Source organism: Janthinobacterium sp. LPB2021202312-11-4 (assembly GCF_037049705.1).
In the GTDB taxonomy this organism is placed as follows: domain Bacteria; phylum Pseudomonadota; class Gammaproteobacteria; order Pseudomonadales; family Pseudomonadaceae; genus Aquipseudomonas.
In genome coordinates, this window is record NZ_JBAGKV010000011.1 from 111,394 (window position 1) to 127,521 (window position 16,128).

Here is a 16,128-nt window from a genome sequence, read left to right on the forward strand (position 1 = left end):
GATTTAGCTCGTGTAAATGTTGCAGCACTGCACAAAAGGCCGAAAAACCAAGGGCGGGTAGGGCGTATCGCGAATGCATCTACGCGCTACAATGGCGACTTTTACCGATCATGAGGTGTGCGCTTTGACTGCTCCAGGTGCTTTGAATTCCGCTGCTGGCTCGCTTTATGTGGTGGCGACGCCCATCGGCAACCTGGACGACATCAGTGCCCGTGCGCTGAAAATCCTGCGCGAGGTGGCGTTGATTGCCGCCGAAGACACTCGGCACTCTCAGCGCTTGATGCAGCACTTCGGCATTCCGACGCCGCTTGCCGCTTGCCATGAACACAACGAACGGGATGAAGGTAGCCGCTTTATCACGCGTCTGCTGGCCGGCGACGATGTGGCGTTGATTTCCGATGCCGGTACGCCGCTGATTTCCGATCCGGGCTATCACCTGGTGCGCCAGGCGCGCGCGGCGGGGATCAACGTGGTGCCGGTGCCGGGGGCGTGTGCCTTGATCGCTGCGCTCTCGGCGGCGGGCCTGCCATCGGATCGCTTCATCTTCGAGGGCTTCTTGCCGGCCAAGGCTGTGGGGCGTCGGGCGCGTCTGGAGCTGGTCAAGGAAGAACCGCGCACGCTGATTTTCTACGAGGCCCCGCATCGCATTCTTGAATGCCTGCAAGACATGGAGCTGGTGTTCGGCGGCGAGCGCCCTGCGTTGCTGGCCCGCGAGATCACCAAAACTTTTGAAACCCTCAAGGGTTTGCCGCTCGCCGAGTTGCGCGAATTTGTCGAGTCCGACAGTAATCAGCAGCGCGGCGAGTGCGTGGTGCTGGTGGCCGGTTGGTCGGCGCCGGAGGCGGAAGACGCGGTCAGCAGCGAAGCCATGCGCATCCTCAACCTGTTGCTCGAAGAAATGCCGCTCAAACGCGCCGCCGCCCTGGCCGCGCAAATTACCGGCGAGCGCAAGAATGTGCTCTACCAAGTTGCTCTGGATCAGCAGAAGGGCGAATGAAAACCCGACGCGCAGGAGCGGCCAACGGCGTTTAGCGCTTGTTCTTCGGCCGCTCTGCCGTTAACCTTCGCGCCGGAGAGTCGATTGGACAGTCGCTGCCCTCTATGAAAATTAGGGGGGGGAGGAAAGTCCGGGCTCCATAGGGCGAAGTGCCAGGTAATGCCTGGGAGGCGTGAGCCTACGGAAAGTGCCACAGAAAATAACCGCCTAAGCGCTTCGGCGCCGGTAAGGGTGAAAAGGTGCGGTAAGAGCGCACCGCACGTCTGGCAACAGTTCGTGGCTAGGTAAACCCCACTTGGAGCAAGACCAAATAGGGTCCCAAGGCGTGGCCCGCGCTGGGACCGGGTAGGTTGCTAAAGATGTCCAGTGATGGCCATCGTAGACGAATGACTGTTCAAGACAGAACCCGGCTTACAGATCGACTCTCCACCTTTTTCTCTCCCTGCTTGAATGATTGAGCAGGGCATCGGTAGTAGCAAATTCCCTCTTCACGTAATACGGGTGGAGGGTTTTGGTGATATCGATTAGCCTGCTTTGGCAGGCATAGAAGGACCTCCCCGTGACATCGATTTCCCTCCTTACATAAACACCAGCAGACCCCCTCTTCTAATACCGAAAAAATCTTACTCTTAACAAATTACTTTAACTTTCGAACGCAGCTGTCCGTGCTGATTCAAGTTATTGGGCGAAAACCCACGCCAGATTCTCGTTACCCCTCCTGTTGTGCTCCTAAATCTCCGTTCTGTAAGGCTTTTCCTTTAATCCGCGCCTTGACGGTGCGGTAGGGGCATTCCTATAGTGTGCGCAAGTGGCGGAAAGTGGCATGAAGTGGGTTTTTTGAGCTCAAAACGCTAAAAATTGGAGAAACGCTGACGTGTTTCGCGGAGCTAACGCTATCAGTCTCGATGCAAAGGGCCGTCTCGCTATGCCGAGCCGGTACCGTGACGAGTTGGTTTCGCGTAGTTCCGGTCAGCTAATCGTCACCATCGATGCCGTTGATCCATGTTTGTGTGTTTATCCCCTCGATGAGTGGGAAATTATTGAAACCAAACTGCGCGCACTGCCTTCGCTTCGCGAAGAGAACCGCCGCCTGCAACGTTTACTGATTGGTAATGCCGTCGACCTCGAGCTCGATGGCAGTGGTCGTTTTCTGGTTCCGCCGCGTCTGCGCGAATATGCCAAGTTGGATAAGCGCGCAATGTTGGTAGGCCAACTGAACAAGTTCCAATTATGGGACGAGGATGCCTGGGATGCGGTTTCTGCCGCTGACCTGGCTGCTATTCAACAACCGGGCGCCATGCCTGATGAACTGCGTGATTTGATCTTGTGACTATTGATAGCGGCTTTAACCACATCACCGTACTGCTTGACGAAGCCGTGGAGGCTCTCGCCGTACGTCCTGATGGCTGCTATCTGGACGGCACGTTCGGACGCGGCGGACACAGTCGGTTGATCCTCAGCCAGCTCGGTCCCGATGGTCGGTTGCTTGGATTCGATAAAGATCCTCAAGCGATTGCCACCGGGCAAACGCTAGCGGCCGAAGACGGCCGCTTTGTCGTTGTGCAGCGCAGCTTTGCCGAGCTCGGTTCGGAAGTCGCCGAGCGCGGTCTGGCCGGCAAGGTCAGCGGCGTTTTGCTCGACCTGGGCGTCTCCTCGCCCCAGCTCGACGACCCTGAGCGCGGCTTCAGTTTCCTCAACGATGGTCCGCTGGACATGCGCATGGACCCGTCTCGCGGGATCAGCGCCGCAGAATTCGTCAACAGCGCGCCGGTGGAAGAAATCGCCCGGGTGTTCAAGGAGTACGGCGAAGAGCGTTTCTCCGGCCGCATGGCCCGTGCCGTGGCCGAGCGTCGCGACATCAAGCCGTTCGAGCGCACTGCTGACCTGGCCGAAGTCCTGAAAGTCGCCAACCCTGCCTGGGAAAAGGGCAAGAACCCGGCTACTCGCGCGTTCCAGGGCCTGCGTATTCACGTCAACAACGAACTGGGCGATCTGGAGGCCGGCCTCGAAGCCGCACTGGAATCCCTGGAGATCGGCGGTCGTCTGGTCGTGATCAGCTTCCATTCCCTGGAAGACCGCATCGTCAAACTGTTCATGCGCAAACTGGTAAAAGGTGAAGCCGACAACCTGCCGCGCAATCTGCCGGTGCGCCACGTCGCCTTCGAACCGAAAATCAAAGTCCATGGCAAAGCGCAGTCCGCCTCCGAGGCCGAACTCAAAGCCAACCCACGTTCCCGGAGCGCCATCATGCGCGTCGCGGAGAAGCTGCGGTGAGCAAGCTTTTCGCCAAGCCCCTGCCCGGCGGAAGCTTTTTCATGATGCTGCTGTTTGTGGGCGTGCTCGTGTCGGCCATCGGCGTGTCGTATAGCGCCCATTGGAACCGTCAATTGCTGAACTCGCTGTACAACGAACTGAGCGTGCGCGACAAGGCGCAGGCGGAGTGGGGCCGGTTGATTCTCGAGCAGAGCACCTGGACCGCCCACAGCCGTATCGAAGTGCTGGCCACCGAACAACTGAAGATGCGCATCCCGGGCGCCGCTGAAGTACGGATGGTGGCGCCATGATGAAACTCGAAGGCGCACTGTTTCCTTGGCGGTTCCGCGTGGTGCTGGGTTTGCTCGGTGTCATGGTGGCTGCGATCTGCTGGCGCATCATCGACCTGCAAGTGGTTGACCGTGACTTCCTCAAAGGTCAGGGCGACGCGCGCAGTGTTCGTCACATTCCTATTCCGGCTCACCGTGGTCTGATCACCGACCGTAACGGCGAGCCATTGGCCGTGAGTACTCCGGTCACTACCCTATGGGCCAACGCCAAGGAAATGCAACTGGCCAAAGAGAAGTGGCCAGCACTCGCAGCGGCGCTGGGGCAAGACCCGAAAGCCCTGGCCGAGCGTCTTGAGGCCCAGGCCAACAAAGAGTTCATTTATCTGGTGCGCGGGTTGACCCCCGAGCAGGGCCAGTCGGTGCTCGACCTGAAAGTGCCCGGTGTCTACGGCATCGAAGAGTTCCGCCGTTTCTACCCGGCCGGCGAAGTCACCGCGCACATGGTCGGTTTTACCGACATTGACGATCACGGGCGCGAAGGCGTCGAGCTGGCCTACGACGAATGGCTGGCCGGGGTCGCCGGCAAGCGACAGGTCATCAAGGATCGGCGCGGCAGACTGATCAAGGATGTCCAGGTCACCAAAAACGCCAAGGCCGGAAAGCCCTTGGCGTTGTCCATTGACCTGCGCCTGCAATACCTGGCCAACCGTGAACTGCGTAACGCGATCATTGAGAACGGCGCCAAGGCCGGCAGCCTGGTGATCATGGACGTGAAGAGCGGCGAGATCCTCGCTATGGTCAACCAGCCGACCTACAACCCGAACAACCGTCGCAACCTGCAACCGGCGATGATGCGTAACCGCGCGATGATCGACGTGTTCGAACCCGGTTCGACCATGAAAGCGATCTCCATGAGTGCGGCCCTGGAAACCGGGCGCTGGAAGCCGAGCGATACCGTCGAGGTGTACCCGGGCAGTTTGCAGATTGGTAAATACACCATCAAGGACGTCTCGAAGACCGAAGGCCCGGTGCTCGACCTGACCGGCATCCTGATCAACTCCAGTAACGTCGGCATGAGTAAGGTCGCCTTCGACATTGGCGGCGAAACCATTTTCCGTCTGGCGCAGAAAGTCGGCCTCGGCCAGGACACCGGCCTGGGCTTCCCGGGCGAGCGCGTTGGCAACCTGCCGAACTACCGCGAATGGCGCAAGGCTGAAACCGCCACGCTGTCCTACGGCTACGGTATTTCGGTGACGGCGATCCAGTTGGTTCACGCCTTCTCGGCACTGGCCAACAACGGTCGTATCGCACCGCTGACCCTGATCAAAACCGACAAGCCACCGCAGACCACCCAGGTGATCCCGGAAAACGTCGCCAAAACCATGCAAGGCATGCTGACCCAGGTGATCGAGGCCCCGCGCGGTGTATTCCGTGCGCAGGTGCCGGCGTATCACGTGGCCGGCAAGTCGGGTACTGCACGTAAGACGTCGGTGGGCTCCAAAGGCTACGCCGAGAACTCCTACCGTTCGCTGTTCGCCGGCTTCGGCCCGATGAGCGATCCGCGTTTTGCCATCGTGGTGGTGATCGATGAGCCGAGCAAGGCCGGTTACTTCGGCGGCCTGGTCTCGGCACCGGTGTTCAGCAAAGTGATGTCCGGGACCTTGCGTCTGATGAACATCACCCCGGACAACCTGCCACCGACCCAACAAGCTAATGCAACCCCGGTCGTTCCGCTGAAAGCCAATGGAGGGCGCGGCTGATGTCTCTGAGTCTGAACAAGATTTTCGCCCATGCCGGTCGTGATCTGTTGATCCGCGAACTGACCCTGGACAGCCGTAATGTCCGGGCTGGCGATTTGTTCCTTGCTGTTCCTGGCGGCAAATTCGACGGTCGCGCGCACATTGCCGACGCGTTGCAGCGCGGCGCGGCGGCCGTGGCTTATGAAGTCGATGGCGCCACCGTGCTGCCGATCACCGATGCACCTTTGATTCCGGTCAAAGGCCTGGCAGCGCAGCTGTCGGACATCGCCGGGCGCTTCTATGGCGACCCGAGCCGTCACCTGAACCTCGTGGGCGTGACCGGCACCAACGGCAAAACCAGCGTGACCCAATTGGTCGCCCAGGCCCTTGACCTGCTCGGCCAGCATTGCGGCATCGTCGGCACCCTGGGCACCGGTTTCTACGGCGCGCTGGAAAGCGGCCTGCACACCACGCCGAACCCGATTGCCGTGCAAGCAACCCTTGCCGACCTGAAGAAGGCCGGCGCCAAAGCCGTGGCCATGGAAGTGTCTTCCCATGGCCTGGATCAGGGCCGTGTGACCGCATTGGCGTTCGATGTGGCGGTGCTGACCAACCTGTCCCGGGATCATCTGGACTACCACGGCACCATGCAGGCCTACGGCGAAGCCAAGGCCAAGCTGTTTGCCTGGAATGATTTGAAATGCCGGGTGATCAATCTCGACGACGAATTTGGCCGCGAACTCGCTGCTGATAAACGTGAGTCGCGCTTGATCACCTACAGCCTGGAAGATTCCAGTGCCTACCTTTATTGCCGTGAAGCGCAGTTCGATGACGAAGGCGTGCGCGCCACATTGGTCACGCCGCAGGGCGAGCACCATTTGCGCAGCACCTTGCTCGGTCGTTTTAACCTGAGCAACGTACTGGCTGCCGTCGGTGCCTTGCTCGGCCTCGACTATGCGCTGGACGAAATCCTCAAGGTCCTGCCGAAACTCGAAGGCCCGGCCGGCCGCATGCAGCGCCTCGGTGGCGGGACTCAACCGCTGGTGGTGGTCGATTACGCCCACACCCCGGATGCCTTGGAAAAAGTCTTGCTGGCCCTGCGTCCACACGCCAAGGGTCGGTTGCTGTGCCTGTTCGGTTGTGGCGGTGATCGCGATCGCGGCAAGCGTCCGCTGATGGCCGAAGTGGTCGAGCGTCTGGCCGATGGCGTACTCGTCACCGACGACAACCCGCGTACCGAAGACCCCTCGGTGATTTTCGATGACATCCGCGCCGGTTTCGCGGCTGTGGATAAAGTCACCTTCGTCGCTGGCCGTGGTCAGGCGATTGCCCAACTGATTGCCAGTGCGACCGCCGATGATGTGATTGTCCTGGCCGGTAAAGGTCACGAGGACTATCAGGAAATCAACGGTGAGCGCCACGCCTTCTCCGATCTGGTCGAGGCCGATCACGCCTTGACCGCTTGGGAGGTGGCCCATGCTTAAAGCGTTGAAGCTCAGCGAATTGACCGGCGCGTTGAATGCTCGGCTAGTGGCGGCTGACGCCAGTTTCGACGGTGTCAGCATCGACAGCCGTGCGATCAAACCCGGCCAACTGTTTATTGCCCTGACCGGTCCGCGCTTCGATGGTCATGACTACCTGAATGACGTTGCCGGTAAAGGCGCCGTGGCCGCATTGGTCGAGCGCGAAGTCGCCGACAGCACGCTGCCGCAATTGCTGGTCAAGGACACCCGTCAGGCCCTCGGTCAACTGGGTGCGCTGAACCGTGCGGCTTATACCGGCCCGGTCGCGGCAGTCACCGGTTCCAGCGGCAAGACCACGGTCAAGGAAATGCTCGCGAGCATTCTGCGCACTCGCGGTCCGGTACTGGCGACCCGTGGCAACCTGAACAACGACCTCGGCGCGCCGCTGACCCTGCTCGAGCTGGCACCGGAACACACCGCCGCCGTGATCGAACTCGGTGCTTCGCGCCTTGGCGAAATTGCCTACACCGTGGCGATGACCAAGCCCCACGTAGCCATCCTCAACAACGCCGGGACCGCTCACGTGGGCGAGTTCGGCGGGCCGGACAAAATCGTTGAAGCCAAGGGCGAGATTATTGAAGGGCTGGCGGCCGATGGTATTGCCGTGCTCAATCTCGACGACAAGGCATTCGGCATCTGGAAGACCCGCGCTGCCGGTCGCAAAGTGCTGACCTTCGCGCTGAACAACCCAAGCGCCGACTTCTATGCCAGCGACCTGAGCCGCGATGCCCGCGGTTGCCCGGCGTTCAACCTGCACAGTCCTGAAGGTGTGGAGCGGGTTCAACTGAACCTGCTCGGCACCCATAACGTCGCCAATGCCATGGCCGCCGCCGCTGCCGCACATGCCTTGGGCGTGTCGCTGTTCGGCATCGCCACGGGCCTGGGCGCGGTGCAACCGGTCAAGGGCCGTACCGTCGCGCAACTGGCGACCAACGGCATGCGCGTGATTGATGACACTTACAACGCGAACCCCACCTCGATGTGCGCCGCCGTTGATATACTCGCCGGCTTTTCCGGCCGCACCGTTCTGGTGCTCGGGGATATCGGCGAGTTGGGCGACTGGGCGGAGCAGGGGCACCGCGACGTGGGCGAGTACGCCCGGGGCAAGGTATCTGCGCTTTACGCAGTCGGGCCAATGATGGCTCATGCAGTGAACGCATTCGGTCCGCAGGCCCGCCACTTCGGCACTCAGGCTGAGCTGATCGAAGCGCTGGGCGCCGAGCAAGACACAAACACCACTATTTTGATCAAGGGCTCGCGCAGCGCTGCGATGGAAAACATCGTCGCCGCTTTGTGCGGGTCCAGTCTGGAGAAACATTAATGCTGCTGCTGCTAGCGGAGTATCTGCAACAGTTCTACAAAGGCTTCGCGGTCTTTCAGTACCTGACCCTGCGCGGGATTCTCGGTGTGCTGACCGCGCTGGTTTTGTCGCTGTGCTATGGCCCGTGGATGATCCGCACTTTGCAGAACCGTCAGATCGGCCAGTCCGTTCGCAATGACGGTCCACAATCGCACCTGTCCAAATCCGGCACCCCGACCATGGGCGGCGCGCTGATCCTGTCGTCCATCGGTGTCAGCACGTTGCTCTGGGCTGACCTGAGTAACCGTTACGTCTGGACCGTGTTGCTGGTGACCTTGCTGTTCGGCGCCATCGGCTGGGTCGACGACTACCGCAAAGTCATCGAGAAAAACTCCCGTGGCTTGCCGAGCCGCTGGAAGTATTTCTGGCAGTCGGTGTTTGGCCTGGGCGCGGCGCTCTTCCTTTATATGACCGCGACCACTCCGGTGGAAACCACCCTGATCCTGCCGATGCTCAAGGACTACAGCATTCCGCTGGGCGCAGGCTTCGTTGTCCTGACTTATTTCGTGATTGTCGGCTCGAGCAACGCGGTCAACCTGACTGACGGCCTCGACGGCCTGGCGATCATGCCGACCGTGATGGTCGGCGGTGGTCTGGGGATCTTCTGCTACCTGTCCGGTAACGTGAAATTCGCTGAATACCTGCTGATCCCTTATGTGCCGGGCGCGGGCGAGCTGATCGTGTTCTGCGGCGCGTTGATCGGTGCGGGCCTGGGCTTCCTCTGGTTCAACACCTATCCGGCCCAGGTTTTCATGGGCGACGTCGGTGCGCTGGCGTTGGGCGCCGCGTTGGGCACCATCGCGGTGATCGTCCGTCAGGAAATTGTCCTGTTCATCATGGGCGGTGTGTTCGTGATGGAAACCCTGTCGGTGGTCATCCAGGTGGCCTCCTTCAAAATGACCGGGCGCCGCGTATTCCGCATGGCGCCGATTCACCACCACTTTGAACTCAAGGGCTGGCCCGAGCCGCGCGTGATTGTCCGTTTCTGGATCATCACCGTGATTCTCGTACTGGTCGGCCTTGCCACCCTGAAGCTGAGGTAGAACGAGTGTCTCTGATCGCTTCTGACCACTTCCGCATCGTTGTCGGCCTCGGCAAGAGCGGCATGTCCCTGGTTCGCTTCCTGGCGAACCGGGGCACGTCGTTTGCCGTGGCCGATACGCGGGAAAATCCACCGGAACTGGCCACGCTCAAGCGTGACTATCCGCACGTGGAAGTGCGTTGTGGCGAGCTGGACGTCGAGTTCCTGTGCCGTGCCGACGAGCTCTACGTGAGCCCCGGCCTGGCGCTGGCGACCCCGGCCCTGCAAGCGGCGGCGGCTCGTGGCGTGAAGTTGTCCGGCGACATCGAGCTGTTCGCGCGTAACGCGAAGGCGCCGATTGTGGCGATCAGCGGTTCCAATGCGAAAAGCACCGTCACCACCCTGGTTGGCGAGATGGCTGCTGCGGCGGGCAAGCGTGTGGCGGTCGGCGGCAACCTCGGTACGCCGGCGCTGGACCTGCTCAGCGATGACGTCGAGCTGTACGTGATGGAACTGTCGAGCTTCCAGCTCGAAACCACCGATCACCTCGGCGCCGAAGTGGCGACCGTGCTCAACGTCAGCGAAGACCACATGGACCGCTACAGCGGCCTGCCGGCGTATCACCTGGCCAAGCACCGGATCTTCCGTGGGGCCAAGCAGTTTGTGGTCAACCGCCAGGACGCCCTGAGCCGTCCGTTGATCGGCGAGGGCCAGCCTTGCTGGACCTTCGGTTTGAGCAAACCCGATTTCAAGGCATTCGGTATCCGCGAAGAAGACGGCGAGAAGTACCTGGCCTTCGAATTCCAGAACCTGATGCCGGTGCGCGAATTGAAGATTCGTGGCGCCCATAACCAGTCCAATGCTTTGGCGGCACTGGCCCTGGGCCACGCCGTGGGCCTGCCGTTCGACGCCATGCTGTCGAGCCTGCGTACTTTCGCCGGGCTTGAGCATCGTTGCCAATGGGTCCGTGACCTGGATGGCGTGGGCTACTACAACGATTCCAAAGCCACCAATGTCGGGGCCGCGCTGGCGGCCATCGAAGGCCTGGGCGCGGACATCGACGGCAAGGTCGTGTTGATCGCCGGTGGCGACGGCAAGGGTGCCGAATTCAAGGATCTGCGTGATCCGGTGGCGGCCAACTGCCGCGCCGTCATTTTGATGGGCCGCGATTCCGACAAGATCGGCGAGGCCATTGGCGACGCCGTGCCGCTGATTCGCGTCGGTTCGCTGGTCGAAGCGGTAGAACAATGCCGCGCCGTTGCGAAACCGGGCGATGTGGTGCTGTTGTCGCCGGCCTGCGCCAGTTTCGACATGTTCAAAAATTACGAAGACCGTGGTCACCAGTTCGTCCGCGCTGTGGAGGATCTGGCATGAGCCTGCGAAATATCATCAAGCCGTATCCATCGCCGATCATCACCGGGCGCGGTATCGACCTCGATTTCCCGATGCTCGCCGGTTGCCTGGCCTTGATCGGTCTCGGGCTGGTGATGATCGCGTCGGCCTCCACCGAAGTGGCGGCGGCGCAGTCGGGCAGCGCCCTGTATTACATGATTCGCCACTTGATCTACATCCTGCTGGGCCTGGGTGCCTGCATCGTCACCATGATGATTCCGATCGCCACGTGGCAACGCCTGGGTTGGCTGATGCTGATTGGTGCGTTCGGTTTGCTGGTGATGGTGATCGTCCCCGGCATCGGCCGAGAAGTGAACGGTTCGATGCGCTGGATCGGTTTCAGCTTCTTTAACGTGCAGCCGTCCGAGATCGCCAAGGTGTTCGTGGTGATCTACCTCGCCGGTTATCTGGTGCGGCGCCAGAAAGAAGTGCGCGAGAGCTGGATGGGCTTCTTCAAGCCGTTCATCGTGCTGCTGCCGATGGCGGGCCTGTTGCTGATGGAGCCGGACTTTGGTGCCACGGTCGTCATGATGGGCGCGGCGGCGGCGATGCTGTTCCTCGGGGGCGTGGGGCTGTTCCGGTTCTCCTTGATGGTGGTGCTGGCGGTGGCGGCGGTGGTGTTGCTGATTCAGGTGCAGCCGTATCGGATGGCGCGTTTGACCAACTTCGCTGACCCGTGGGCTGACCAGTTCGGTGCCGGTTATCAGTTGTCCCAAGCCTTGATCGCGTTCGGTCGCGGCGAATGGCTGGGCGTTGGCCTGGGCAACAGCGTGCAGAAGCAGTTCTACCTGCCGGAAGCTCACACCGACTTCGTGTTCTCGGTCCTGGCCGAAGAACTGGGCGCGGTGGGTTCGCTGTGCACCGTCGCGCTGTTCGTCTTTGTGTGTATTCGCGGCATGTACATCGGTTTGTGGGCAGAGAAGGCCAAGCAGTTCTTTGCCGCGTATGTGGCTTACGGCTTGTCGTTCCTGTGGATTGGTCAGTTCCTGATCAATATCGGGGTGAACGTCGGCCTGCTGCCGACCAAGGGCCTGACCCTGCCGTTCCTCAGTTATGGCGGTAGTTCGTTGGTGATTTGCTGTGCCTGTCTCGGGTTGTTGCTGCGCATCGAGTGGGAGAGCCGGACTCACCTGGGCAGTGAAGAGATGGAGTTCCAGGAAAGTGACTTCGCTGAGGAGCCACCCCATGGGCGCTAACGTATTGATCATGGCGGGCGGCACCGGTGGGCACGTGTTCCCGGCACTGGCCTGCGCGCGCGAGTTCCAGGCCCGGGGTTACACCGTGCATTGGCTCGGCACCCCGCGCGGCATCGAGAACGACCTGGTCCCGGCCGCTGGCCTGGAACTGCATCGCATCAATGCCAGCGGTTTGCGCGGCAAGGGCAAGCTGTCGCTGCTCAAGGCGCCGTTCATGTTGCTCAAGTCGATCTGGCAGGCGCGGGCGATCATTCGCCGGTTGCGTCCAGTGTGCGTAGTTGGCTTCGGTGGTTATGTGACCGGTCCTGGTGGCGTCGCTGCCAAATTGTCCGGCGTGCCGGTCATCGTTCACGAACAGAACGCCGTCGCCGGTACCGCCAATCGGTTGCTGATGCCGTTGGCCGCCCGAGTCTGTGAAGCGTTCCCCGACACCTTTACCCTGTCGGACAGCCGTCGGACCACCGGTAACCCGGTGCGCACCGAGCTGTTCCTCGAAACACCGCGCCCGGCCCTGGCCGGTCGCAAGGCGCGTTTGCTGATCCTGGGCGGAAGCCTGGGCGCAGAACCGTTGAACAAGTTGCTGCCTGAAGCCCTGTCGCAAGTCGCCGTCGACCTGCGCCCGGAGGTGTTTCATCAGGCCGGCAAAAACCACGATGAAGTGACTGCGCAGCGCTATCGCGAGGCTGGCGTCGAGGCGCAAGTGCAGCCTTTCATCAAAGACATGGCCCAAGCCTATGGCTGGGCCGACCTGGTGGTGTGCCGTGCAGGTGCATTGACCATCAGTGAACTGGCCGCCGCCGGTCTGCCCTCGATGCTGGTGCCTTTGCCCCACGCGATCGACGATCACCAGACCCGTAACGCCGAATATTTGGCCCGTGAAGGCGCTGCCTTCCTGATGCCGCAAAGAACGACTGGCGCCGCAGATCTTGCCGCACGCCTGACAGAGGTCCTGATGCAACCGCAACGACTCAATGACATGGCCAACGCGGCCCGCCGACTGGCGAAACCCGATGCTACCCGTAACGTCGTCGACACCTGCCTGGAGGTGGCCCATGGTTGAGAATCAGAAAGCCATGCCGCAACCGGAGATGCGCCGCATCCGCAAAATCCACTTCGTCGGTATCGGCGGCGTGGGCATGTGCGGCATTGCTGAAGTGTTGTTGAACCTGGGCTATGACGTGTCCGGTTCCGACCTCAAGGCTTCGCCGGTGACCGAGCGCCTGGAATCCTTCGGCGCGCACATTTTCATCGGCCACCGCGCCGAAAACGCGGCGGCCGCCGACGTGCTGGTGGTGTCGAGTGCCGTGAACACCTCCAACCCGGAAGTCGCCACTGCCCTGGAACGCCGGATTCCGGTCGTACCGCGCGCCGAAATGCTCGCCGAGCTGATGCGCTACCGCCATGGCATCGCCGTCGCCGGTACCCACGGCAAAACCACTACCACCAGCCTGATCGCTTCGGTGTTCGCGGCCGGTGGCCTGGACCCGACGTTCGTCATCGGTGGCCGTCTGAATGCCGCGGGCACCAATGCCCAGCTCGGCACCAGCCGTTACCTGATCGCCGAAGCCGACGAAAGCGATGCGAGCTTCCTGCACTTGCAACCGCTGGTGGCCGTGGTCACCAACATCGACGCCGATCACATGGCGACCTACGACGGCGACTTCAACAAACTGAAGAAAACCTTCGTCGAGTTCCTGCACAACCTGCCGTTCTACGGTTTGGCGGTGGTGTGCCTGGACGATCCGGTGGTGCGTGAAATCCTGCCCCTGGTCAAACGCCCGACGGTCACCTACGGCTTTGGCGACGACTGCGACGTGCGCGCGATCAATGTGCGCCAGCAAGGCATGCAGACCTTCTTCACCGTGCTGCGCCCTGACCGCGAGCCGCTGGATGTCTCGGTCAACATGCCGGGCAACCACAACGTATTGAACGCCCTGGCGACCATCTGCATTGCCTCCGACGAAGGCGTCAGCGATGAAGCCATCGTTCAGGGCCTGTCCGGGTTCCAGGGTGTCGGCCGACGCTTCCAGGTCTACGGCGAACTGCCGGTCGAGGGCGGCAACGTGATGCTGGTGGACGACTACGGTCACCACCCGACCGAAGTCGCCGCCGTGATCAAAGCCGTGCGCGGTGGCTGGCCGGAGCGTCGTCTGGTGATGGTTTACCAGCCGCACCGTTACAGCCGCACACGAGACCTGTACGACGATTTCGTCAATGTACTGGCCGACGCCAACGTCCTGCTGCTGATGGAAGTCTATCCGGCCGGTGAAGAACCGATCCCGGGCGCCGACAGCCGCAAGCTGTGCAACAGCATCCGTCAGCGCGGTCAGTTGGACCCGATCTACATCGAGCGCGGTGTTGACCTGGCGCCGATCGTCAAGCCGCTGCTGCGTGCCGGCGACATCCTGCTGTGCCAGGGCGCCGGTGATATCGGCGGTCTCGCACCGAAACTGTTGAACAGTCCGTTGTTCGCCGGTGCCGTTGCTGCACCGGCTGTGGGGAAATTGAAATGACTGCTGCCTACGCCAACCTCGTCTCCACGATCGCGCCGAAAGACTTCGGTCGGGTCGCCGTGCTGTTCGGTGGCAAAAGTGCCGAGCGTGAGGTTTCGCTGAAATCGGGTAATGCCGTTCTCGCGGCGCTGCAAAGCGCGGGTGTGGATGCGTTCGGCCTCGACGTCGGCGATGACCTGTTGCAGCGTCTGCTCAACGAAAAAATTGATCGCGCCTTCATCATTCTCCACGGTCGTGGCGGTGAAGACGGCAGCATGCAGGGCCTGCTCGAATGCCTGGGCATTCCGTACACCGGCAGCGGCATTCTTGCCTCGGCACTGGCCATGGACAAGCTGCGCACCAAGCAGGTCTGGCACAGCCTCGGGATTCCGACGCCACGCCACGCGGTACTGAGTTCGGAGGCCGATTGTATTTCGGCGGCCACGGAACTGGGCTTCCCTTTGATCGTCAAACCGGCCCATGAAGGTTCAAGTATCGGTATGGCCAAAGTGAGTTCCACGTCCGAGTTGATCGACGCCTGGAAAGCGGCCGCTACCTACGATTCGCAAGTGTTGGTGGAGCAATGGATTCAAGGTCCGGAGTTCACCATCGCCACCCTGCGTGACCAGGTGTTGCCACCGATTGCCCTGGGCACGACGCACAGCTTCTACGACTACGACGCCAAGTACGTGGCCAATGACACCCAGTACCGCATTCCGTGTGGCCTGGACAGCACCAAGGAAAAAGAACTGATGGACCTCACGGCGAAAGCCTGTGAGGCGCTGGGTATCGCCGGTTGGGGCAGGGCAGACGTGATGCAGGACGCCGACGGGCAGTTCTGGTTCCTGGAAGTCAACACCGCACCGGGCATGACCGATCACAGCCTGGTGCCGATGGCGGCCCGTGCTGCCGGTCTGGATTTCCAGCAACTGGTACTGGCGATTCTGGCCGCCAGCATTGCCGGCAATAACGAGCCGCGAGGTTAAGACCATGCAAGGCGCACAGCTGAGACATCAGCCCCCCGCACCACCCGGCCGCAAGCCGGTGCCGCGGGGTGCCAGCCGAATGGTGGCCAAAGAGCCGATGTCCGCGCGCCTGCCGAAAGCCAATTTTGGTTTTCTCAAAGCCTTGTTCTGGCCGGTGCTGCTGGTCGCGCTGGGCTTCGGTACTTATGAAGGCGCGCAGCGTTTGCTGCCCTACGCCGACCGGCCGATCACCAAGATCAACGTGCAGGGCGATTTGAGTTACATCAGCCAGCAAGCGGTGCAGCAGCGGATCGCCCCTTACGTGGCGTCGAGCTTCTTCACTATCGACCTGGCGAGCATGCGCACCGAGCTGGAACAGATGCCATGGATTGCCCACGCCGAAGTACGGCGGGTATGGCCGGATCAGGTGGTCATTCGCCTGGAAGAGCAATTGCCGGTGGCCCGATGGGGCGATGAATCGCTGTTGAACAACCAGGGTCAGGCGTTTACGCCCAAGGAACTGGCGAACTACGAACACTTGCCACAACTGTTCGGCCCACAGCGGGCCCAGCAGCAAGTCATGCAGCAATACCAGGTGCTGAGCCAGATGCTCAGGCCATTGGGCTTCTCGATTGCACGCCTGGAATTGCGTGAACGAGGCAGTTGGTTCCTGACGACTGGCGCCGGCAGTGCCGGCCCCGGGATCGAACTGCTGCTGGGACGCGGCAACCTGGTGGAAAAGATGCGCCGTTTCATTGCCATCTACGACAAGACGCTTAAAGAACAGATTACGAACATTGCGCGCATCGATCTGCGCTACGCCAACGGCCTCGCTGTTGGCTGGCGGGAACCTGTAGCGCCCACGACAGCCCAACCCGCTGTCGCGAAGAATTAAGAAGA

At 61.3% G+C, this 16,128-nt stretch carries 14 protein-coding genes and 1 other RNA gene; all 15 read left to right on the plus strand.

The genetic code is table 11. The annotated features are described in order from the left end of the window. Positions 1–115: 115 nt before the first annotated feature. The 15 genes from rsmI (at position 116) to V5E99_RS14260 (ending at position 16,123) form a co-directional block, all read left to right on the plus strand. A complete protein-coding gene (rsmI, locus tag V5E99_RS14190) occupies positions 116–997 on the plus strand; it encodes a 16S rRNA (cytidine(1402)-2'-O)-methyltransferase (protein WP_499803044.1) in 882 nt (293 codons plus the stop codon). Between the two features lie 76 nt (positions 998–1,073). Continuing rightward, positions 1,074–1,427, plus strand: an RNA gene (gene rnpB, locus V5E99_RS14195) — RNase P RNA component class A. A gap of 444 nt (positions 1,428–1,871) precedes the next feature. Then, positions 1,872–2,327, plus strand: a complete 456-nt coding sequence (gene mraZ / locus V5E99_RS14200) for a division/cell wall cluster transcriptional repressor MraZ (protein WP_008147486.1) — start codon at positions 1,872–1,874, stop codon at positions 2,325–2,327. Positions 2,328–2,329: 2 nt separating this feature from the next. Further along, on the plus strand, positions 2,330–3,271 hold the full coding sequence (gene rsmH / locus V5E99_RS14205; protein ID WP_499803045.1) for a 16S rRNA (cytosine(1402)-N(4))-methyltransferase RsmH: 942 nt from the start codon (positions 2,330–2,332) through the stop codon (positions 3,269–3,271). Further along, entirely contained in the window at positions 3,268–3,561 is a 294-nt protein-coding gene (gene ftsL, locus V5E99_RS14210) for a cell division protein FtsL (RefSeq protein WP_499802982.1), read from the plus strand. Before rsmH ends, ftsL begins: the two co-directional genes overlap by 4 nt. Beyond that, on the plus strand, positions 3,558–5,300 hold the full coding sequence (locus V5E99_RS14215; RefSeq protein WP_123410157.1) for a peptidoglycan D,D-transpeptidase FtsI family protein: 1,743 nt from the start codon (positions 3,558–3,560) through the stop codon (positions 5,298–5,300). Before ftsL ends, V5E99_RS14215 begins: the two co-directional genes overlap by 4 nt. Beyond that, entirely contained in the window at positions 5,300–6,763 is a 1,464-nt protein-coding gene (locus tag V5E99_RS14220) for a UDP-N-acetylmuramoyl-L-alanyl-D-glutamate--2,6-diaminopimelate ligase (protein ID WP_499802983.1), read from the plus strand. The genes V5E99_RS14215 and V5E99_RS14220 overlap by 1 nt, the downstream gene beginning before the upstream one ends. Then, on the plus strand, positions 6,756–8,123 hold the full coding sequence (locus V5E99_RS14225) for a UDP-N-acetylmuramoyl-tripeptide--D-alanyl-D-alanine ligase (protein WP_499802984.1): 1,368 nt from the start codon (positions 6,756–6,758) through the stop codon (positions 8,121–8,123). Before V5E99_RS14220 ends, V5E99_RS14225 begins: the two co-directional genes overlap by 8 nt. Beyond that, a complete protein-coding gene (mraY, locus tag V5E99_RS14230; protein ID WP_499802985.1) occupies positions 8,123–9,205 on the plus strand; it encodes a phospho-N-acetylmuramoyl-pentapeptide-transferase in 1,083 nt (360 codons plus the stop codon). The genes V5E99_RS14225 and mraY overlap by 1 nt, the downstream gene beginning before the upstream one ends. 5 nt (positions 9,206–9,210) lie before the next feature. Then, a complete protein-coding gene (gene murD / locus V5E99_RS14235; RefSeq protein WP_499802986.1) occupies positions 9,211–10,557 on the plus strand; it encodes a UDP-N-acetylmuramoyl-L-alanine--D-glutamate ligase in 1,347 nt (448 codons plus the stop codon). Then, entirely contained in the window at positions 10,554–11,771 is a 1,218-nt protein-coding gene (gene ftsW, locus V5E99_RS14240) for a putative lipid II flippase FtsW (RefSeq protein ID WP_499802987.1), read from the plus strand. The genes murD and ftsW overlap by 4 nt, the downstream gene beginning before the upstream one ends. Continuing rightward, entirely contained in the window at positions 11,761–12,831 is a 1,071-nt protein-coding gene (gene murG / locus V5E99_RS14245) for an undecaprenyldiphospho-muramoylpentapeptide beta-N-acetylglucosaminyltransferase (RefSeq protein ID WP_499802988.1), read from the plus strand. The genes ftsW and murG overlap by 11 nt, the downstream gene beginning before the upstream one ends. Before the next feature lie 28 nt (positions 12,832–12,859). Beyond that, positions 12,860–14,284, plus strand: a complete 1,425-nt coding sequence (gene murC, locus V5E99_RS14250; protein ID WP_499803046.1) for a UDP-N-acetylmuramate--L-alanine ligase — start codon at positions 12,860–12,862, stop codon at positions 14,282–14,284. Beyond that, on the plus strand, positions 14,281–15,249 hold the full coding sequence (locus V5E99_RS14255) for a D-alanine--D-alanine ligase (protein ID WP_499802989.1): 969 nt from the start codon (positions 14,281–14,283) through the stop codon (positions 15,247–15,249). Before murC ends, V5E99_RS14255 begins: the two co-directional genes overlap by 4 nt. A 79-nt stretch (positions 15,250–15,328) precedes the next feature. Continuing rightward, positions 15,329–16,123, plus strand: coding sequence for a cell division protein FtsQ/DivIB (locus V5E99_RS14260; protein ID WP_499802990.1), 795 nt, complete (start codon positions 15,329–15,331; stop codon positions 16,121–16,123). Positions 16,124–16,128 lie beyond the last annotated feature (5 nt).